Source organism: Campylobacter sp. JMF_14 EL1, assembly GCF_027737585.1.
GTDB lineage: Bacteria > Campylobacterota > Campylobacteria > Campylobacterales > Campylobacteraceae > Campylobacter_B.
In genome coordinates, this window is record NZ_JAOVTW010000001.1 from 451002 (window position 1) to 469849 (window position 18848).

The following is an 18848-nucleotide window of genomic DNA, read 5'->3' on the forward strand; positions in this document are numbered from 1 at the left end:
TTTAGTCCCTTAAAAAGCCTGTTAGTGGCGAACTTGCCGCGGCAGTATTTCGCACGGCGCCAAATTTGGCATTATAGGCGTCTCGCCCTGCATTTATCGCATTTGCAAAGGCTTTTGCCATTTGGACTAAATCGCTAGAAGTGGCGATTGCGGTATTTACCATGACAGCCGCACAGCCCATTTCCATAGCTTCACACGCTTGGCTTGGGCGACCAATACCGGCATCGACGATGATCGGCAAATCCACTTCGCCGACTAAAATTTCAATCATATCTCTCATCATAAGCCCACGATTTGAGCCGATTGGCGCACCAAGCGGCATTACAGCAGCCGCTCCTGCGTTTTTGAGACTTCTAGCCGCATTTAAATCAGCATGCATATACGGAAGCACGATAAATCCGTCATTTGCTAGAATTTCGGTCGCTTTAATGGTTTCGTAATTATCGGGGAATAAAAATTTGCTATCTGTGATAATCTCGATTTTGACGAAGTCCCCACAGCCTAGCTCCCTTGCTAGTCTTGCGATTCGCACGGCTTCTTCTGCGTTTCTGGCGCCACTTGTATTTGGCAAAAGCGTAACGCTTTTTGGTATGAAATTTAAAATATTTCTATCTTTGCTCTCGCTTACCCTGCGAAGTGCGAGTGTTACGATCTCACACCCAGCATTATGGACACAGGCTTCTATCATCTCATGGTCGAATTTACCAGAACCCATTATGAAGCGAGACGAAAATTCCTTGCCACCTAAAACTAATTTATCCATTTGAAATTTCCTTTAAATTTTGTGATTTGTGAGATTATACAAAGAAAATCTGAATTAATTGTAATATTTGACAAAATTTGTGTCATTGCGAGCGTAGCGAAGCAATCCAGGGAAATTCCCTTACCTCTAATTTGTCATTGCGAGGCGACGCAGTCGCCGTGGCAATCTACGAGCCTAAACTACCATGCGCTCTAAACCCTGTCATTGCGAGCGTAGCTTGCTCGCAATGACTATAAAAAAGTTTTCTTCAATTAAATTACTAAACCAATTTAAGCTGTTTAGTTCGATACCAAGCGAAAAATTCCACAATAGGGCAAATTGCGAGCATTGCACTGGCGCCAAGAGTAAATACATTATCAAACAATTCGGCGCAACTAAATATTTCGCTTAAAGTAAATAAAAAAGCGCATATATAAAATAATTTTTCGCCGCTTAGCTTTTGGAGTTGAAGATAAACCAAAATGTATTTATAACAAGCCAAAAATGTAAATATCGTCCAAATAAAATTGACTATTTTCACTTCAATATTTATCAAATTTAAAAACACAAATATTGCAAGATTGAACAAATTTATAACCCAAAATTCTACAAAATTTGTGCAAACTTTGGAATTTGTATTTTTTTGAATTGTTCTAAAAATAAAAAATCCAATAATCATGACTACGATAAAAATTATCCCGACAACACCCTCAAAAGCGCAAATTCATCTGCTTTATCTACTTTTAAAATATCTATGATTAATGTCGATATTCCAGCGACGGCGTATAGTATGCCAAAATTCAGCATAGCTCGCATTCTAACCGAGCGAAAAATTTTCTCTTCCATAATTTACCTTAAACTTTAAATTTCCCCAAAATTGCCATTATTACGGCGTTTGCTTGGTGGGCAGCGCAGGTTATGACATGGGGTGCGATAAGCCCCGCGCTCATATCGCTCACGCCGTCGCCACAAATATATAAATTTGCCCCAAATTTGCGAGTTTGGATCAAATTTATATTTTCCGTTCCTGCCATACCGGAAGCGCAAATAAAAATTTTATCGCTCCACTCACCGGCTAAATTTGCTATCATCGCCTTATTTTCGGCTCCGTCGAAGCACTCGCAGATGATTTTTTCGTCCCGCAAAATCTCACGCACATTTTCACTAGTGATTTTTTCGCCACAAATTTGCACTTTCGCATAAGGGTTAATACCTAAAATTTGCTCTTTTAGGGCATAAATTTTCGCCACTCCCAAATGCTTTAAGGCGTAGTGTTGGCGATTTAGGTTTGACGGCTCAACAATGTCAAAATCGATGATAAAAAACTCGCCTACCCCAGCCCTAGCAAGCATTATAGCGACATTTGAGCCAAGCCCACCTGCTCCTAGTATGCAAACTCGTGCGCGTGATAAAATTTCACTCACGCCACGCGGATTTCGCGCGAAAATTTCAGCTCTAAATTCGCTCTCGTTTTTTAAATTCAGCATTTCACCCACCACCGACAAATTCGACGATTTCATAAATTTTAAAATCTGAAATTTGCGAACTTTTCCAAAGCGTTTTTGATAAAATCTCTCCGTCAGCTTCCACGGCGATAAAACGCAAATCAAACCCTTGCGAGCGCAAAAATTCTTCCACGCTCATATCGGCGTCAAACTCGCACTCACGCCCATTTACACGCACTTTTATCATCACTCTTCCCCTAAACTCGCTCTGTATTCTTCGTAAGTCCCGCGAAAATCCACAATCTCGCCGTTTCCTTTAAGGTGCAAAATTCGGTTCGCAAAAGCGTCGATTAGTTCGCGGTCGTGGCTCACGCAAATCACGCACCCAGCGAAGTTATAAAGCGCTTCGCCAAGAGCGATAATGGCTTCAAGGTCAAGGTGGTTGTTTGGCTCGTCAAGCACCAAAAAATTTGGCTTAGTTAGCATTAGTTTGCTTAGCATTACTCGGTGCTTTTCGCCGCCGCTTAACGCACCCACGCTTTTTTCTTGCTCAGCGCCACTAAAAAGCATTCGCCCAAGGCACTTACGAATTTCGTCTAAATCCTTGTTTTTCTCATCTCTGAGATAATCATACAGCTTCGCTTCGCCACTCACCGCCGAGCTCGTATCCTGCGCGAAGTATCCTTGCTCGATAGTCGCACCCACATGCACCTTGCCCTTATCTGGCGCCATTTCACCCACGATGATCTTGCACAGCGTCGATTTACCCACGCCGTTTCGCCCGATAACGGCGATTTTATCGCCCTTTAAGAGCTTTAAATTGAAATTTTGCAAAATTTTAATCTCGCCGAAACTCTTATCAATCTCGCTAAGTTCTAAAATCTCATTTCCAATCTCGCGCCCTAGTTTAAAAAGTATGCTTGGCTCCCTGCGAGAAGATGTCGCAATCTCGCTAATGTCGATTTTATCGAGCAATTTTTGCCTTGAAGTGGCTTGTTTGGCTTTACTTGCATTTGCGCTAAAACGGGCGATAAATTTTTCGAGTTCTGCCTTTTCTTTGACCTTTTTATCTCGCTCGAATTCAGCCTGTTTTTTTATCAAATTTGCCGCGATAAACCAATCATCGTAATTCCCGCTAAACTCACGCACTTTTTTGAAATCCACATCCAAAATGTCCGTGCAGACGCGGTTTAGGAAGTGGCGATCGTGGCTGATGACCACCATAGTGCCCTCGTGGCGGTTTAGCTCGAACTCCAACCACGCAATCGCGTCGATATCAAGGTTGTTTGTCGGCTCGTCTAAAAACAAAATATCGGGCTTAGGAAACAGCACCTGGGCTAGGAGGATTTTGACCTTGTCGCTGGCCTCGATTTCGCTCATTTTTTTGCCAAATTCATCTTCGCTAAATCCCAGCGAACTTAAAATTTTCTCGATTCTTGTTTCGTATTCGTAGTTTGGATCTTCTTCGGCGCAGATGATTTCAAGCTCGGCTAAGCGATCGTTGATTTCATCGGTAAATTCGGGGCTTTCGTAGAGTTTTTCTTTTTCTTTGACGGCGTCGTAAAGGCGTTTGTTGCCATACAAAACCGCGTCTTTTACCAAAAATTCCTCAAACGCAAATTGGTTTTGCCCCAAAACGCCTATTTTGCGGCCGTTTTCGACGAGTATTTCGCCGCTACTATGCTCGACCTCGCCACTTAAAATTTTAAGTAGCGTCGATTTTCCTGCGCCGTTTGCGCCGATTAGGCCGTATCTATGGCCCTTTAAAAGTGTCAAATTTACATTTTCAAACAGCAGCTGTTTGCCAAAACGCATTACTAAATCTTTGATTTCTATCATTTTTTATCCTTGGAATTTAAAATTTTGCGATTATACAAAAAAAGGCTAAATTTAGCCAAAATTTAGGCACTATAATCGCTATCAAGGGCGATTAAAATTTCATAATCGCTAAATTTTGCGCTGACTTCTTTGATGATATTTTGGTGGATTTGCTCGCGGTTAATCGCGTCAAAATCAATAATCACATCAAAACTGATGATTTTTTCTATCAAATTTGCGTGAAATCCGTGCATTTGCAAAATTTTTTCATCGCTAAAAACTATTTTTTGAATTTCACTATAAATTTTAGCGGTTTTCTCATCTTTTAAATTTAACGCATAAATGCCCACAGTATCGATAACCACGCTAAATTTGGCAAAAATTTCACTCTGAATTTTTCGCGTGAGTGTATCTATGCTAGCTGCGCTCATATCCTCGCTAACTTCGATATGCACGCTTCCTAGCATTTTATCCGGTCCGTAGTCGTGAAACATCAAATCATACGCGCCAAGCACTCCGTCAATTTTTTTGATTTCGGTATAAATTTGCTTTGCAATATCGATATTTAGGGGGCTTCCTAAAATTTTATTGATAGTGTCTTTTAAAATTTCAGCCGCTGTTTTGATAAGCAATAGCGAAATAATCACACCCAAATACGCCTCCAAAGCCACGCCGAAAAATATAAAAATAAACGCCGCCACTAGCGTTGAAAACGACACTAGCGCGTCAAATTTCGCGTCAATTCCACTTGCGATTAGCGAGTCAGAATTCGCCCTAACACCCATTTTATGGGTGTATGAGCCAAGCACGATTTTTACTACGACCGCAACTGCGATCAAAAATAGCGAAACGCCGTCGTAATCTGGCGTGAGTGGAGCAAAAATCTTGCGCACACAGCTAATAAGCGCCGCAAACCCCGCATATAGGATAATCACGCCGATACTTAGAGCCGTGAGATACTCGATCCTGCCATGCCCATAAGGGTGCTCTTTGTCTGGTTTTTTGCCAGCAAGTTTAAGCCCTACAATCGTAATCACCGAGCTTAGCACATCGCTTAGATTGTTTATGGCGTCAATTACAATAGCAATGGAGTTTGTGAAAAACCCAATCGCCCCCTTAAACAGCGCCAAAATCACATTTGTAAGAATTCCAATTAGCCCTGTGCGAACAATGATTTTATCGCGCGGAACGACCTTTTCTGGGATTTGCATAAATTTCCTTTTTGTAATTTAAAAGGCGCGATTTTATCAAAATAAAGCTTAATTTGATAATAAAGGAGAAAAAATGCCCTGCTAAATTTAAAACAAAATTTAGCAGGGCAGTGTTTGAGGGAAATATTATTTCTGATACTCTTCTTCTGTTAGCTTATAAGCTTCTTGCAGTTTTTTTTATTTCTTCTTGCGATAATTTTTCTTGTGCCATTTAACAAACCTTATATTTTTATGCTATGTCTGTATTTGAAATAATCTTCCCCTAAAATTTCTCGTTCTTTTTTTTCAAGTTCAATCATTTCGCCATTACTTACTTTAAACACCACACCCCTTCTATTTAGCTCATCAATCGCTTCTTGCAGTTTAGCATATAACGGGTGTTTGCTTGTATCTAGTTTTGTGTTATTAGTTATTTCTATATAGTGTAATTCTTCTGTCGCCAATTTTATGCGAATTTTAGATATTGTTTCATAAGGCCAACGAATTTCATTAATCAAATTTTCTGCAATTTCTTCATCTAATTCATCAAGCGGTGTATTCATAATTTTAATACCCAAAGCTTCCGATAAAGCTTGATTATGCACTAATGCGGGACTCTTTTCATCTCCTAAATTAGCAACTGCATAAAAAAGCCCAAAAACATTTTTTGCTCTTTCAGCAAGCCCTTCTCTTGCTCCAAAACTACAAGGTTTGGCTACTTTTTCGCCAGTTCCAAGCAGGCTATTACGGTCAGAAAAATCAATATCTTTCAATGTGATTTTTTTAGGTTTTTGTGGCAAATTAACAATCTCTTCGCTACCAACTTCTTCTTTTAAATCTTCTTGCGTGAAAGTTCCAAGTTTGATTTCTTCCATGTTTTATGCTCCTATTTTTGGGATAAAGTTATAATTTTTGCTTTGCTCTGATAGTCGTTATCGTCTCGCCGCCGATTGCGTAGTTATCGGTGCTAAGCTCATCTATGATGACGACGCAGGTTTTCTCGCCACGGCCGACGACTTTCACAAAAGCGTCTGTTAGCTCGCGAACTAAATCCCCCTTTTGCTCCACGCTCAAACCGCCGTCTTCGATAGTCATTTTGACATTGATAAGTGGCATTTTTGCTCCTTTTTTAAAAATTTTATCACACCTAGACTAAGTGCGCTAATTCCCACAAAAATCGCGGTTAAAACTAGCGCCCTATCGTAGCTTTGATAGATATTAAAGATTTTAGCACAATATAGCGGCGCGATTATCGTTCCTATGGCATACGCAGCCGTTAGCGCACTCATAATCGGTGCCGATGATTTGGGCGCTAGGCTCGCCCCATAGCTCATAAATAACGCGGTTAGCCCCATCATCGTGTTTCCATATATAGCACCGCTTAATAAATTTAAGATTAAATTTTGGCTAAACACTGGGATTAAAATCCCTAAAATTTGTAGCACAAGCGAGACTATCATCATCTCTACCCCGCCAAATCTCCGCCCCAAATTCACCCAGACAAAGGGCCCAAACATCGCGAAAACGCCCACCAAATACCACGCATAAGTGCCCATATTTTCTAGCCCTTTTACGCGGTTTATGATATCAGGCAAAAAGCTAGCCTGCACCACAAATCCCATGCCCTCCAAAAAATATGCAAAGATTAAAATTTTCAAAATTAGCAAATTTGGCAATTTTTCGCTTTTTGCGACCAAAAATTTGGCGTTTTTACCACGCTTTGGCGTGAGTGTATTTAGCGCGAAAATGCTTAAAGGAAGCGAAAAAACTATCAAAAAAACCCACGCGATTTTCCAGCTAAAAAACACAAGAGCTAAATTTCCCACAAGCGAGGTTAGCACGATAGAAATACCAGCCGCGCCAAAATAAAACGCCATAGCCTGTTTGTTGTGAGATAGCAGGTCAAAGACAAATGACGAACCCACGCCCATAACCAGCGCCGAACCCACTCCTGCGGCCACTCTCGCGCCAAACCAAAGGTAGTAATTTTCGCTAAATGCTAAAATAATTGTCGTAAAAATGCTTAGAAAAAGCGCTAGTTTAAAAAGCAAAATTTTAAACTCTCCCCCGCGCACAAAGACCGTAGCAAAGGAGCCTACGAAGTATCCAGTGTAGTTTGCAAAGGCTAGAATTCCAGCGCGTTCTACGCTTAAAAAATCACCTAGCATTGGTGGTAAAAGTGCTGTAAAAGCAAATCGCGCCGTGCCGATAGCCACGATAAATGCGCAAATTCCAGCTAGTAAAATTTTAATATCGTTAAATTTCATATATTTTCTTAAATTTGGATTTTTGCGAGATTGTATCAATAAAAACGATTTAAAGTCAAATATAAAATAACGATTTGTGATATATAAAATTTATATACCAAACGGCAAAAATTCGCCGTTTGGTAGGTGAAATTTGAAATTTAAGCCTGTGGTTGAATCGCTGAATTATCAGCCAAATTCTCCCTATCGACCTCTTCGATTTTTTCCCACAGCGCGCGCGCAGCCTGCTCGTAGCGTTTCGCACTCACGGATTCGGGCGCATAAAAGCTAATTGGCTTGCCATTATCGCCACCCTCGCGGATTGCGATTTCGATTGGGATTTCGCCGATGACTTTGGTATTGTAAGCACTAGCTAGCTTTTGCGCACCGCCACGGCCGAAAATATCGTATTCTTTGCCGTTATCAGGGCAGATAAATCCGCTCATATTCTCAATAATTCCAGCCACTGGGATATGAAGCTTCTCAAACATATCAAGCCCCCTAGCGCCGTCATCTAGGGCTACGGTCTGAGGCGTGGTTACGCACACGCCGGCTGTTACTGGCACGCTTTGGGCAAGTGTGATTTGCGCATCGCCAGTTCCAGGTGGCATATCTATGAAAAGCACATCCAAATCACTCCACGCGACATCTTTTAGAAGCTGTTCTATCGCTTTCATTATCATTGCCCCACGCCACATTAGCCCCTGACCTGCTTCGATTAGCACGCCCATACTCATCATCTCGATTCCGTGGCTTTCGATCGGCTTTAATCTCTGTCCGATTACGCTAGCTTGGGTGTTTTCCTCGCCTAGCATGCGTGGCATATTTGGACCATAAATATCAGCGTCTAGCACGCCTACTTTTTTACCAAGTTTGGCTAGTGAAATCGCTAAATTTAGGGTTGTTGTGGATTTTCCAACGCCACCTTTGCCTGAGCTAATCATCACAAAATGTTTGATTTGTGGGGCGATATTTTTGCCAGAGCGCGAATTGCTCTGCTCGGGGGCTAGTTTTGGTGTTTTGATCGAAATTTGCGCAGTTGGGATTAAATTTAAAATTTCAGCCTTAATCTGCATTGAAATTTCGCTTTTTTGGCTTGGGATTTCGATATCTATCACAGGATTTTCGCCCTCACTCACGCTTTTTACAAAGCCAAAATCAACGATAGATTTCGAAAACCCCGGATAAATCACGCCTCGAAGCGCGTTTAAAATTTCGTCTTTACTCATTTTTCCTCTTTCTTTGAAATTTGATAAAAGGCGCATTATATTTAAAAAGTTTGAAATTTTTTTTAAATTTAGCCGTTTAAAAAGCCTGTAACTTTGGCGCAAAATTTAAGCGGGAAAATGCGGGTCAAAAGGTTTGCTAGAAGCATAAACCTGCCGTCATACACTAGCATTTTGCCACTCATCATCGCCTCAAACCCTCGCCTTGCCACGGCGCCAGCGTCATCACTTCGCGCAAAAATTTTAGCGTTTTTTACGCCGGCTCGCTCGCCAAAATTTGTAGCCACAGGTCCTGGGCAAAACGCCGTAACGCTGATATTTTGCGCGCAAAGCTCTTCGCCTATGGCTACGCTGAAATTTCGCACAAATGCCTTGCTTGCGTAATACACGCTCATTTTTGGACCAGCTGTGAGCGAGGCAGCAGAGGCGATATTTAGGATTTTTCCGCCATTTTGCCCTATCATTAAATTTGCAAAATAATGCGTTAAATTTAGCAAACTAGCGATATTTACCTGCACCATTTCAAGCTGTTTTTTTAGATCACTTTTAGCAAATTCGCCGTAATCTCCAAAACCTGCATTATTTATCAAAATGTCGATTTTTAGGGAATTTTCGCGGACAAATTCGCAAATTTTATCCGCGCTAGTATTTTGCGATAAATCCGCCCCAAAGATAAAAACTCTCACGCCAAATTTAGCTTCAAGCTCGCTTTTTAGGGCGTTTAGCGCGTCAGTATTTCGCGCCGTGATAACCAAATCATATCCGTTTTCGGCACAAATCCACGCAAATTCCAAGCCCAAACCGCTACTAGCTCCCGTGATTAAGGCAGTTTTATTCATCGCTCATCTTTTGGGAAGTGTTCGCAATTTTGCTCTGCGATTTGGCGCGAAATTTTATACGCACAAAATTTTGGTCCGCACATCGAGCAAAACTCCGCATTTTTAAAGCCCTCATCAGGCAAGCTCTCGTCGTGATATTCGCGCGCACGCTCAGGATCAAGGGAGAGCTCAAACTGCTTGTTCCAGTCAAATTTATACCTAGCGTCGCTCATAGCATGATCTCGCTCGATCGCCCCGGCTTTGCCAAGTGCGATATCTGCTGCATGGGCTGCGATTTTATGAGCGATTATGCCGTCCCTAACATCTTTTGCGTTTGGCAAACCCAAATGCTCTTTTGGCGTAACATAGCAAAGCATGCTAGCCCCGTGAAACGCCGCCATCGTCCCGCCAATCGCACTTGTGATATGATCATACCCTGCGCCGATGTCTGTCGGAAGCGGTCCTAGTATATAAAACGGAGCGTCGCTACAAAGCCTTTGCTCTTCTTTCATATTAAATTCAATCTGATTAAACGGCACATGACCGGGGCCTTCAATCATAACTTGAACATTTTTTTCGTTTGCTCTAATTGCAAGTTTGCCAAGCTCGGCAAGTTCGCTCATTTGGGCTTCATCGGTTGCGTCGTATAGACAACCGGGTCGCAGACTATCGCCCAGTGAGAGCGAAACATCATATTTGGCGCAAATATCGCAAATAGCGTCAAAATTTTCGTAAAACGGATTTTCTTTGTGGTGTTTCATCATCCAACTAGCCATTAGCGAGCCACCACGACTAACTATTCCCATTTTTCGTTTAGCTACCAAAGGCATAAATTTGAGCAAAAATCCGGCATGAATAGTGAAATAATCAACGCCTTGCTTAGCCTGTTTTTCGATACAATCAAGCATAATTTGCGGCGTTAGGTTATCTAAATCCTTAATATCATGGATAATTTGATAAATCGGCACCGTGCCAATTGGAACGGTTGAGTTTGCGATAATCGCACGGCGAATTTCGTCTAAATCCCCGCCAGTGCTTAGATCCATGACGGTGTCAGCGCCGTATTTTATCGAAAGGCGCAATTTTTCGATCTCTTCATCTATGCCGCTGCTGAGGCTAGAAGAGCCGATATTTGCGTTGATTTTGCATTTCAGCGCCCTGCCAATGCCCATAGGAACTAGGTTTTTGTGATTTATGTTAGCTGGGATTATGAGTTTTCCCTGTGCGATTTGCGAGCGGATAAATTCGGCTTCCAAACACTCCGTTTTTGCGACAGCCTCCATTTGTGGGGTGATAACGCCATTTTTAGCGTAAAAAAGTTGAGTTGGGGTTGCGCAGTCTTTTAAATTTGGGGTTTGCATTTTTGACCTTTCGTGCGAAAATTTGTGAAATTTGATAGAATTTTACTACAAAAAAGCAAAATTTAAATCTTTTTTGCGTGTTTAAATTCGTAACACTGCTTGGCAAAATTTGAAAAATTTAGCCAAAATTTCACTATTTTTTAAATTTAATATGTATAATTTCGTAACATTTTTAAAATTTTAGGAAATCAAATGTCTGAAATATCACTCGTTTTACTCGCCGCTGGGGATTCTACGCGCTTTGCTAGCCCCGTAAAAAAGCAGTGGCTTCGCATAGGTGATGATCCGCTGTGGCTACATGTCGCCAAAGATCTCGCAAAAAAGGCAAATTTCGCAAAAATTATAATCGTAGCTAATCCGCAAGATTTAAAATACATGCGCTCATTTTGCGATAAATTCGAGTTTGCAATTGGAGGCGATATGCGCCAAAAATCGCTTAAAAATGCCCTTGAAATGGTGCAAAGCGAGTTTGTTTTAGTAAGCGATGTGGCGCGGGCTAGTATTTCTCAAAATCTCATAAACTCGCTACTTGAAAATTTAGGCAAATTTGATTGCGTAAGCCCGTATCTAAACGTAAATGATACGGCGTATTTGGGCGAGCGCGAGATAGCACGCGACGAAATCAAACTAATCCAAACACCACAGCTTTCACGCACAAATTTGCTAAAAAAAGCCTTACAAAGCGAGCAAATTTTCACAGACGATAGCCTTGCCGTAAAAAGCGTAGGCGGGACTTTGGGCTTTGTAAAGGGCGAAATTTCAGCTAGAAAAATCACGCGAATTTGCGATTTAGAAAATTTTGATTTTCCTAGCGTTTGTTCGGACATTTTTTGCGGAAACGGCTTTGATGTGCATGCGCTGGAAGCTGGCTCGTTTATCACGCTTTGTGGCGTAAAAATACCTTGCGAGTATTCGCTCATCGCTCACAGCGACGGAGATGTGGCGATTCACGCGCTAATTGATGCAATGTGCGGCGCAGCTGGGATTGGCGATATTGGCGAGCTTTTCCCTGATACAGACGAGGCTTACAAAGGGATTGATTCGAAAATTTTGTTACGAAAAGTAACAGATAAAATTCGCCGCTATGGCTTTGAAATCGTAAATGCAGACATTACCATAATGGCGCAAAAGCCCAAACTAAGCCCATACAAAGAGCAAATGCGAAAAGCTTTGTGCGAAATTTTAGCCACGCGCAAGGTAAATGTCAAAGCCACCACCACCGAAAAACTAGGCTTTGTAGGGCGAAGCGAGGGCATTGCGGTGATTGCGAGTGTGAATTTAAAATATTTTGACTGGAAAAAACTGCTTATCAAGGATTAGTTTTGAAAATCTTAATCGCCGAAAAGGAAAGCTACCTGGCAAACTCACTTAGCCTAAAACTAAGCGCGCTAAACCACCAATGCACCGTGGTTTCCACCCTGCCACTAGCCCTGAACGCCGGGGAGTTCGACGCTGTTTTGCTCTCATCATCGTGGGGAAGTGGTGATTTGCTAAGCGTGATTGCGCGCCACAAAAACGCAATCGTGATAATGCTAGTCTCATACATCAGCAACGACACGGTTACAGCGCCCATAAATGCGGGGGCGACGGATTATATTTTAAAGCCGTTTATGATAGAAGATCTCATCAAAAAGCTCGATCACTACGCGTATTTTAAACAAATTTTACGTGAAAAAGAGCGAAACGACGAACTCTTGCGCGCACTAAAAGAAATTTACGACACACCAAAAATAAGCGCGCAAAAGCTCAAATTCCCGCTTTTTTTAAAGGGTTATGATGAAATTTCACGCCTTTTATGCGCTCATCAAATCGCCCAAAATTTTGGCGTAAAAATCATAATCGCTAATGGCGAAGATTGCGAAAACTTAAAGATAAAAGATGAAATTTTATTCGTGCAAAAATTTGATAAAACATCGCCTGCCAAAAGAGCGCAAATTTTATCAAATTTTGCCGAAAAACGGCTAGTTTTGGAGGTTTGCTCTATGGAATTTAGCGAAAACTCAAATGAAATTTTACTCTCTCCATACTGCGCGAAAAACAAAATTTTAAGCCTGGAAGAGTATTTGAAATTTGCGATTTTAGCGCATCAGGGCGAGTATTTCGACTCTGAACTCGCCTCAATTTTAGGAATTTCGCGAAAATCGCTTTGGGAAAAGAGAAAAAAATATGGTATCACGCGAAAAAAATAGCATTGAGATTTCAAAAAGCGAGCTTTGCGCCCTGCACCTTTTGAAATTTGGGGCATTTTGGGGCGAAGATAGGCTAAAAAACGGCAAAAATTTCGCCTTTGTGGCAGGAAAATTTAGAGCTGGCGCGGAAGTGAATTTAATCTGCGAAGGCGAAATTTGCGGAAAATTAAAAATTATTTCATCGCAAAAAATCACGGACGAAGAAAAACAAAACTCCGTTTTTGAAAACAAACGCCCAGGAAACGAGGCAATAAAGGGCGAATTTAGCCTAAATTCTCACAAAATTGATGATGAATTTGCGGAATTTTTCGCGCGAAAATCAAGCTTCAAAAACCCCAAAATTTCAGCCTTTTTCACCATGGCAGATCCCCTACACAGGGTGCATGAAAGGTTACTTCGCCTGATGATAGACAAGGCTGATTTTGTGGTGATTTTTTTGGTAGGTTCGAGCAGAAGCGACGCATTTAGCGCAAATTTGCGCAAAAAAACCTTGGAGTTTTTGTGCGAAAATTTCCTTGTAGCTAAGCGGGTTTTGCTCATAGATTTAAACGATTTTAGCGCGCTAAACAACCACTCCGACCCTACGCTTGAATGCGCCATAGCGCACAATTTAGGCATAAATAAGGTCGTCTTTGGGCAAAAACACAAGCATGTGGCGGGGTATTTCGACCACGGCGATATGCACTCTGTGCTGGATTTTTGCGATTACGAAAATTTCGAAATTTGGCTCATGCCAGAGTATGTGTATTGCAACAAATGCAAGGTCCTTTCCAGCGTGAAAAACTGCCCGCACGGCTCACACCACCATGTGCATTATCACACGCGTAACCTCAAAGCCATGCTCTATGCTGGGATTTTGCCGCCTGCGCTTTTCATGCGAAAGGAGATTTCGGCGATGATTTTGGCCGAGCTTTTTCCTAATCGCTTCGCCGATTTGCAAGCCCTTTACGATGATTTGTTCCCTAACGACGGACTTATCGAGCCTAGAAGCGAGAGTGAATTTTACGAAGAGTTAATGAGGCTGTATCAAACCAGCGCGCTAAAAACTTGAAATTTGAAATTTAAAAGGAGAAAATTTGAATAAGCTATTTGTTACATTTTTTGGAAGTGGGCTTTTGCGACCTGCGCCTGGGACTTGGGGAAGCGTGGCAGGCTGGATTGTAGGACTTGTGATTTTGGCATTTGCGGGGGGAACGACGCTGTTTTTGTGCGCTGCTCTGGTTTTTGTAATCTCGCTAAAAATCATTGACGAATACGAAAAGCAGGTCGGCTCGCACGATAATAGCGAAATCGTAATCGACGAGGTCGTGGGCGTGTGGATCGCTATGAGCATCGGTGCTAGCGTGGGCGAGGTGTATGAGCTAAATTTCGCGCAAATTATTTCTGGATTTGAAACTAGCGGGCTTTCATGGCTTGCGATGATTTTATCTCTTGTGCTATTTAGGGTTTTTGATATATGGAAGCCTTCTATCATAGGGCGCGCCGATCGCGATATCAATGGCGGTCTGGGCGTGATGAGCGATGATATTTTGGCTGGATTTTTCGCTGGGCTTGGGGTTTTGATTATTTTTTCGTTGATGATTAAATTTGGATTTGGAGGGCTGATTTTTTAATCAGCCTTTTATTTTCCAATAGGATAGTTCATATTTTGTAATTTTTTAAATGTCTGCAATGCATGGAATTTTTTACAACGCTCATTTTTCCTATTTGTAGGAGTTAGGGTCAAATAATACCCACTAACACCACCGTCATGAACCGTAATATCAGCGCAAAATACCATACTTTTTTTTGATTTTACACCAACTCCAAATGGTATTGGTTTGTTTAATTCAACTGTCGAATTCAACATATCGTCACTAAATTGACGCACGCTAGTCATATTGCTAAGCAATCTCAATCTACCTTGTGCTTGATAATCAGATCGCATATCCTTAAATGTACGATCTAAATCACTAACCGCTGCCGCAGCTATCGGTCCATCTGTTAGTCCAGTGATTTTTGGCCACACAACCTTAACGCCAAAAAAAATCACTATTATGATTAGAATTAGGCTTCCTATGCCACCTCCACTTGCATTACCTCTTCTCATTTTTCACTCCTTCATCGATGTTTTTTGAAATAGCCTCTATTTTGCTAGAAAACATATAATTTTCATAACTCTTTTGAATATATGCCTTCAAAAGCTCGCCCACATCTACATGCAAACCATCTCTTGCGATCTCGCGCCAGTCCCGCTCGAAGCTGAGTGCAAACTCATCTTCTAAGCTGATAGAATACTCTTTACTCAAAGATTTGCTTGTAAATTTAACAGAAATTTCTCTCATTTTTAGTTGTCAAATTCATCTTTTGCAAAAATTTCATCTAGTTTTTTGCTAAGCTCCTCGTCGCTTAGTTTGCGATACTCGGCGTCCTCTTCTAGCGTGCCAAGCTGCATACTAATCGCCTCATTTTGAGCCTTGATACTAACTAGCTCTGCGCGCAATCTCGCGTTTTCTTCCCTAGCCTCGCTGTATCTTCTGATAAGCTCCTCGACCTTTTGACCCAAACTCTCGACTTTTTTTTCTTCGTCAAAGATTGATTCCATATTTGTCCTTTTTTAGATATAATTTAAAGTTTTTATTCTAACCAAATTTAGCTTTAAAATAAAGGAAAAATTTGCAAAATTTTAAAATATCATCAAAATTTACCCCAAGCCCTGATCAAAAAAACGCGATAAAAAAAATCGTGCAGGGTATCAAAAACGGCGAAAAATATCAAACGCTACTCGGAGTTACAGGAAGTGGAAAAACCTTTACCATGGCAAATATCATAGCAAATTTGCAAATTCCAACTCTCATAATGACACACAACAAATCCCTTGCAGCGCAACTTTATAGCGAATTTAAGGGCTTTTTTCCGCAAAATCATGTCGAGTATTTTATCAGCTATTATGATTATTATCAGCCAGAAGCCTACATTCCGCGCCAAGACCTTTTTATCGAAAAAGATAGCTCCATAAATGACGAGTTAGAGCGCCTTCGCCTCTCAGCCACGGCTAGTTTGCTTAGTTTTGGCGATGTCATTACGATAGCTTCGGTTTCGGCAAACTATGGTTTGGGCGACCCGTCAGAATACAAAGGCATGGTGCTTCATTTGGAACTAGGGCAAAGTTTTTCTAGCAAATTTTTACTTCGCAAACTCGTCGATATGGGTTACAAACGCAACGACAATTTTTTTGATCGTGGCGATTTCCGCGCTAACGGCGATACGATCGACATTTATCCGGCGTATTTTAACGATGAAGCCATAAGGCTAGAATTTTTTGGCGACGAGCTTGAAGCGATGTATCATTTCGATGTTTTGGAAAATAAAAAAACAAAAAGCGTGGCTAAATTTATTCTTTATCCTACAAGTCAGTTTATCGTTGGCGAAAACCGCCTAAAAACGGCGATTAAAGGCATTGAAGAAGAGCTTGGCGAGAGATTAAAATTTTTTGAAAATGAAAATAAACTCGTCGAAGCCCAGCGCCTAAAACAGCGCGTCGAATTTGACCTTGAAATGATGAGTGCAACAGGCATTTGCAAAGGGATCGAAAACTACGCGCGCTACTTGACGGGGCAAAACGCCGGAGAAACGCCGTATTCGTTGTTTGATTACTACGAGAGCAAGGGGCAAGACTACCTAGTCATCGTCGATGAAAGCCATGTTTCTTTGCCGCAGTTTCGCGGTATGTTCGCAGGCGATCGAAGTCGCAAAGAAACACTCGTAGAATACGGTTTTCGCTTGCCTTCTGCGCTTGATAACCGACCTTTGATGTTTGATGAATTTATCAATAAAAAAGGCAAATTTTTATTCGTTTCAGCCACGCCAAACGAATACGAAGTGAATTTAAGCGGCGGAAAGGTTGTGGAGCAAATTTTGCGTCCGACAGGGCTTTTAGATCCCGAAATTCTCATAAAAGATAGCGACAATCAAGTCGAAATTCTGCACGACATGGCAAAAAAAGTCATAGCTAGAAATGAGCGAATTTTGGTAACCGTGCTAACAAAAAAAATGGCAGAAGAGCTTAGCAAATACTACCTTGAACTCGGTATCAAGGTCAAATATATGCACTCAGACATCGACGCGATAGAGCGAAATGAGCTAATTCGTGGGCTAAGATCAGGCGAATTTGATATGCTAATCGGTATAAATTTGCTCCGTGAGGGGCTAGATTTGCCGGAAGTTAGTTTGATTGCGATTTTTGACGCCGACAAAGAGGGTTTTTTGCGCTCTGAAACTAGCCTTATTCAGACTATGGGACGGGCTGCTAGGAATTTAAACGGGCAGGTTGTGATGTTTTGCAAAAAAATCACCCGCTCAATGCAAAGCGCTATCGACATAACCACGGCTAGACGCAAATTCCAAGATGAATACAACCGCGCTCACGGTATAACGCCACACTCGGCAAGTCGCAACATAGAAGAAAGCCTAAAAATCGAAGATAACGCAGAAATTTTAACCAAAGCGAAAAAATTAGAAAAAATGCCGGCAAATGAACGAGCCAAAATCATAAAAGAGCTAAGAAAGCAAATGCTTGAAGCCGCTGCTGCGCTGGAATTCGAAAAAGCCGCTGCATTGCGTGATGAAATCGCAAAGATGAAAAAACTCTAAATTTGGCTAAATTTGAGACCATAAAATAAACTCTGACAAATCCAAAATTAAAGCCACTAATTCTTAAACAAAAGTGATTTGTCAGAGTTAGATTGATAGTCTCCATTTTTGGTGAGCAAGGATGCCCACCCTACGATACTAGCGGTAAAAACGGCTTTGAAGCATTAAGTGAATTTGATACAAACAATGACTGAATAATAGATAGCAATGATGAAAAATTTGCAAATTTAAATTTACTAGTTGCTTGAATTTATAAATTTAAATTCAAATAATCAAATTTGAGTTTAAATTTGTAAATTCGAATAAATTCAGTATTTTTAAATACTGACCGAATTTGAATTTGCTAAAAAATATAAAGGAATTATATGGATATTTTAATTGTTAATTTAATTGTGGCATTTGCTTGTGCGTTGTGTATAAGGTATATCAAAAATTCGCAAATAAACAAATCTGCAAAAACATTTTTTATAGTCCTATTTTTGGCTTTTATATTTTTTGGATTTTTTGTGTTTGTCTTTTTTCTGACTTTTATTTTCTTATTTATTATAAGTAGATATGAATTTGGAATTCAAAGAAAAGCCATAAAAGCAGGAAATCAAGCAGAAGCGACAAAGAAAATTTGCCTACTCAAAAAGACACAATTTATAACCATTTTAACTATATTATTTTTAACTTATGGATTTGTATTTGACGGGTTTAAGATACTTAAATTTGAATACGAGTGCAACATTAAAAAGGATTTTAAGATTGAAATCGTAAGTGATGATTATGAGATAAAGGAAAGTGATTATATGATAATAAAAAAAGATTTTCCATACACTTACACTTCATACCCAGATAGCAATATAAGTTTTTTGTCCAACGATGATTTAAAAAGTTGTTATTACTCGGATTTGTCAGATTTAGCGAAAAAATGTGGCAAAAGTGGTTATAGACATACTGCTGATATTTTTTACCAAAATAATTTGGTAGCAAAAAAGTATGAATATTTTATGCCGTATAACTATTTTATGGCAAAAATGCAATCTATCGAAACAAGTATTCATTATGAAAAATGTGGATATGGATATAACGAAATAATCGATATTTTAAAACAAAACTTAATAAACAAAAATTCTAATGAAAAGGGTAAAAGATGAGTATCGTAGAGTGGGCATCATTGCCCACCAAAAAAATACTCA

21 protein-coding genes are annotated in these 18848 nt (G+C 40.6%); 6 read left to right on the forward strand and 15 right to left on the reverse strand.

The window, feature by feature from the left end; all coding sequences use genetic code 11:
• Window position 1: 1 nt before the first annotated feature.
• The 12 genes from OFN73_RS02290 to thiC form a co-directional block, all read right to left on the reverse strand.
• Entirely contained in the window at window positions 2–763 is a 762-nt protein-coding gene (locus OFN73_RS02290) for a thiazole synthase (protein WP_270862051.1), read from the reverse strand.
• A 672-nt stretch (window positions 764–1435) separates the two neighbouring features.
• Entirely contained in the window at window positions 1436–1588 is a 153-nt protein-coding gene (locus tag OFN73_RS02295) for a hypothetical protein (RefSeq protein WP_270862052.1), read from the reverse strand.
• An 8-nt stretch (window positions 1589–1596) separates the two neighbouring features.
• Window positions 1597–2229 carry a sulfur carrier protein ThiS adenylyltransferase ThiF gene (gene thiF / locus OFN73_RS02300; protein WP_270862053.1) on the reverse strand — a complete coding sequence of 211 codons (633 nt, stop codon included), beginning with the start codon at window positions 2227–2229 and terminating at the stop codon, window positions 1597–1599.
• A 1-nt stretch (window position 2230) separates the two neighbouring features.
• Window positions 2231–2434 carry a sulfur carrier protein ThiS gene (thiS, locus tag OFN73_RS02305; RefSeq protein ID WP_270862054.1) on the reverse strand — a complete coding sequence of 68 codons (204 nt, stop codon included), beginning with the start codon at window positions 2432–2434 and terminating at the stop codon, window positions 2231–2233.
• Complete coding sequence (locus OFN73_RS02310) at window positions 2434–4026, reverse strand: ABC-F family ATP-binding cassette domain-containing protein (protein ID WP_270862055.1); 1593 nt, start codon at window positions 4024–4026, stop codon at window positions 2434–2436. Before OFN73_RS02310 ends, thiS begins: the two co-directional genes overlap by 1 nt.
• Window positions 4027–4088: 62 nt before the next feature.
• Window positions 4089–5216 (reverse strand): cation diffusion facilitator family transporter, encoded by a 1128-nt coding sequence (locus OFN73_RS02315; protein ID WP_270862056.1) that lies wholly within the window; start codon window positions 5214–5216, stop codon window positions 4089–4091.
• A 221-nt stretch (window positions 5217–5437) separates the two neighbouring features.
• Window positions 5438–6070: a hypothetical protein gene (locus OFN73_RS02320; RefSeq protein ID WP_270862057.1), complete on the reverse strand. Its 633-nt coding sequence runs from the start codon at window positions 6068–6070 to the stop codon at window positions 5438–5440.
• 28 nt (window positions 6071–6098) lie between these two features.
• A complete protein-coding gene (locus OFN73_RS02325; protein ID WP_270862058.1) occupies window positions 6099–6311 on the reverse strand; it encodes a tautomerase family protein in 213 nt (70 codons plus the stop codon).
• Window positions 6287–7462, reverse strand: coding sequence for a YbfB/YjiJ family MFS transporter (locus OFN73_RS02330; protein ID WP_270862059.1), 1176 nt, complete (start codon window positions 7460–7462; stop codon window positions 6287–6289). The genes OFN73_RS02325 and OFN73_RS02330 overlap by 25 nt, the downstream gene beginning before the upstream one ends.
• A gap of 140 nt (window positions 7463–7602) precedes the next feature.
• Window positions 7603–8670, reverse strand: coding sequence for an Mrp/NBP35 family ATP-binding protein (locus OFN73_RS02335; protein WP_270862060.1), 1068 nt, complete (start codon window positions 8668–8670; stop codon window positions 7603–7605).
• Window positions 8671–8738: 68 nt separating this feature from the next.
• Window positions 8739–9506: an SDR family NAD(P)-dependent oxidoreductase gene (locus OFN73_RS02340; protein ID WP_270862061.1), complete on the reverse strand. Its 768-nt coding sequence runs from the start codon at window positions 9504–9506 to the stop codon at window positions 8739–8741.
• The gene (gene thiC / locus OFN73_RS02345; protein WP_270862062.1) at window positions 9503–10846 is read right to left on the reverse strand and encodes a phosphomethylpyrimidine synthase ThiC; all 1344 of its coding nucleotides are present in this window, start codon (window positions 10844–10846) and stop codon (window positions 9503–9505) included. Before thiC ends, OFN73_RS02340 begins: the two co-directional genes overlap by 4 nt.
• Before the next feature lie 192 nt (window positions 10847–11038).
• Here thiC and OFN73_RS02350 point away from each other — a divergent pair, with 192 nt between their 5' ends.
• The 4 genes from OFN73_RS02350 to OFN73_RS02365 are packed head-to-tail and all read left to right on the forward strand — an operon-like array spanning window position 11039 to window position 14648.
• Complete coding sequence (locus OFN73_RS02350; protein WP_270862063.1) at window positions 11039–12166, forward strand: bifunctional 2-C-methyl-D-erythritol 4-phosphate cytidylyltransferase/2-C-methyl-D-erythritol 2,4-cyclodiphosphate synthase; 1128 nt, start codon at window positions 11039–11041, stop codon at window positions 12164–12166.
• 2 nt (window positions 12167–12168) lie between these two features.
• Window positions 12169–13035 carry a hypothetical protein gene (locus tag OFN73_RS02355; RefSeq protein WP_270862064.1) on the forward strand — a complete coding sequence of 289 codons (867 nt, stop codon included), beginning with the start codon at window positions 12169–12171 and terminating at the stop codon, window positions 13033–13035.
• Window positions 13013–14086, forward strand: coding sequence for a sulfate adenylyltransferase (locus OFN73_RS02360; protein ID WP_270862065.1), 1074 nt, complete (start codon window positions 13013–13015; stop codon window positions 14084–14086). Before OFN73_RS02355 ends, OFN73_RS02360 begins: the two co-directional genes overlap by 23 nt.
• Before the next feature lie 25 nt (window positions 14087–14111).
• Complete coding sequence (locus tag OFN73_RS02365) at window positions 14112–14648, forward strand: phosphatidylglycerophosphatase A family protein (RefSeq protein ID WP_270862066.1); 537 nt, start codon at window positions 14112–14114, stop codon at window positions 14646–14648.
• Window positions 14649–14656: 8 nt separating this feature from the next.
• Here OFN73_RS02365 and OFN73_RS02370 read toward each other — a convergent pair whose 3' ends face one another.
• The 3 genes from OFN73_RS02370 to OFN73_RS02380 are packed head-to-tail and all read right to left on the reverse strand — an operon-like array spanning window position 14657 to window position 15619.
• Entirely contained in the window at window positions 14657–15124 is a 468-nt protein-coding gene (locus OFN73_RS02370; protein WP_270862067.1) for a hypothetical protein, read from the reverse strand.
• Complete coding sequence (locus OFN73_RS02375; protein WP_270862068.1) at window positions 15111–15323, reverse strand: hypothetical protein; 213 nt, start codon at window positions 15321–15323, stop codon at window positions 15111–15113. Before OFN73_RS02375 ends, OFN73_RS02370 begins: the two co-directional genes overlap by 14 nt.
• A 38-nt stretch (window positions 15324–15361) precedes the next feature.
• The gene (locus OFN73_RS02380) at window positions 15362–15619 is read right to left on the reverse strand and encodes a hypothetical protein (RefSeq protein WP_270858296.1); all 258 of its coding nucleotides are present in this window, start codon (window positions 15617–15619) and stop codon (window positions 15362–15364) included.
• 71 nt (window positions 15620–15690) lie between these two features.
• Here OFN73_RS02380 and uvrB point away from each other — a divergent pair, with 71 nt between their 5' ends.
• Together uvrB and OFN73_RS02390 are read left to right on the forward strand one after the other, a co-directional pair.
• Window positions 15691–17667, forward strand: coding sequence for an excinuclease ABC subunit UvrB (gene uvrB, locus OFN73_RS02385; RefSeq protein ID WP_270862069.1), 1977 nt, complete (start codon window positions 15691–15693; stop codon window positions 17665–17667).
• A gap of 365 nt (window positions 17668–18032) precedes the next feature.
• On the forward strand, window positions 18033–18806 hold the full coding sequence (locus OFN73_RS02390; RefSeq protein ID WP_270862070.1) for a hypothetical protein: 774 nt from the start codon (window positions 18033–18035) through the stop codon (window positions 18804–18806).
• The last annotated feature ends 42 nt before the right edge of the window (window positions 18807–18848 follow it).

Excerpts from the sequence above, each read along its gene's own strand:
- OFN73_RS02290 (WP_270862051.1), bottom strand. The coding sequence starts at position 763 with ATGGATAAATTAGTTTTAGGTGGCAAGGAATTTTCGTCTCGCTTCATA.
- OFN73_RS02295 (WP_270862052.1), bottom strand. The coding sequence starts at position 1,588 with ATGGAAGAGAAAATTTTTCGCTCGGTTAGAATGCGAGCTATGCTGAAT.
- thiF (WP_270862053.1), bottom strand. The coding sequence starts at position 2,229 with ATGCTGAATTTAAAAAACGAGAGCGAATTTAGAGCTGAAATTTTCGCG.
- thiS (WP_270862054.1), bottom strand. The coding sequence starts at position 2,434 with ATGATAAAAGTGCGTGTAAATGGGCGTGAGTGCGAGTTTGACGCCGAT.
- OFN73_RS02310 (WP_270862055.1), bottom strand. The coding sequence starts at position 4,026 with ATGATAGAAATCAAAGATTTAGTAATGCGTTTTGGCAAACAGCTGCTG.
- OFN73_RS02315 (WP_270862056.1), bottom strand. The coding sequence starts at position 5,216 with ATGCAAATCCCAGAAAAGGTCGTTCCGCGCGATAAAATCATTGTTCGC.
- OFN73_RS02320 (WP_270862057.1), bottom strand. The coding sequence starts at position 6,070 with ATGGAAGAAATCAAACTTGGAACTTTCACGCAAGAAGATTTAAAAGAA.
- OFN73_RS02325 (WP_270862058.1), bottom strand. The coding sequence starts at position 6,311 with ATGCCACTTATCAATGTCAAAATGACTATCGAAGACGGCGGTTTGAGC.
- OFN73_RS02330 (WP_270862059.1), bottom strand. The coding sequence starts at position 7,462 with ATGAAATTTAACGATATTAAAATTTTACTAGCTGGAATTTGCGCATTT.
- OFN73_RS02335 (WP_270862060.1), bottom strand. The coding sequence starts at position 8,670 with ATGAGTAAAGACGAAATTTTAAACGCGCTTCGAGGCGTGATTTATCCG.
- OFN73_RS02340 (WP_270862061.1), bottom strand. The coding sequence starts at position 9,506 with ATGAATAAAACTGCCTTAATCACGGGAGCTAGTAGCGGTTTGGGCTTG.
- thiC (WP_270862062.1), bottom strand. The coding sequence starts at position 10,846 with ATGCAAACCCCAAATTTAAAAGACTGCGCAACCCCAACTCAACTTTTT.
- OFN73_RS02350 (WP_270862063.1), top strand. The coding sequence starts at position 11,039 with ATGTCTGAAATATCACTCGTTTTACTCGCCGCTGGGGATTCTACGCGC.
- OFN73_RS02360 (WP_270862065.1), top strand. The coding sequence starts at position 13,013 with ATGGTATCACGCGAAAAAAATAGCATTGAGATTTCAAAAAGCGAGCTT.
- OFN73_RS02370 (WP_270862067.1), bottom strand. The coding sequence starts at position 15,124 with ATGAGAAGAGGTAATGCAAGTGGAGGTGGCATAGGAAGCCTAATTCTA.
- OFN73_RS02380 (WP_270858296.1), bottom strand. The coding sequence starts at position 15,619 with ATGGAATCAATCTTTGACGAAGAAAAAAAAGTCGAGAGTTTGGGTCAA.
- OFN73_RS02390 (WP_270862070.1), top strand. The coding sequence starts at position 18,033 with ATGGATATTTTAATTGTTAATTTAATTGTGGCATTTGCTTGTGCGTTG.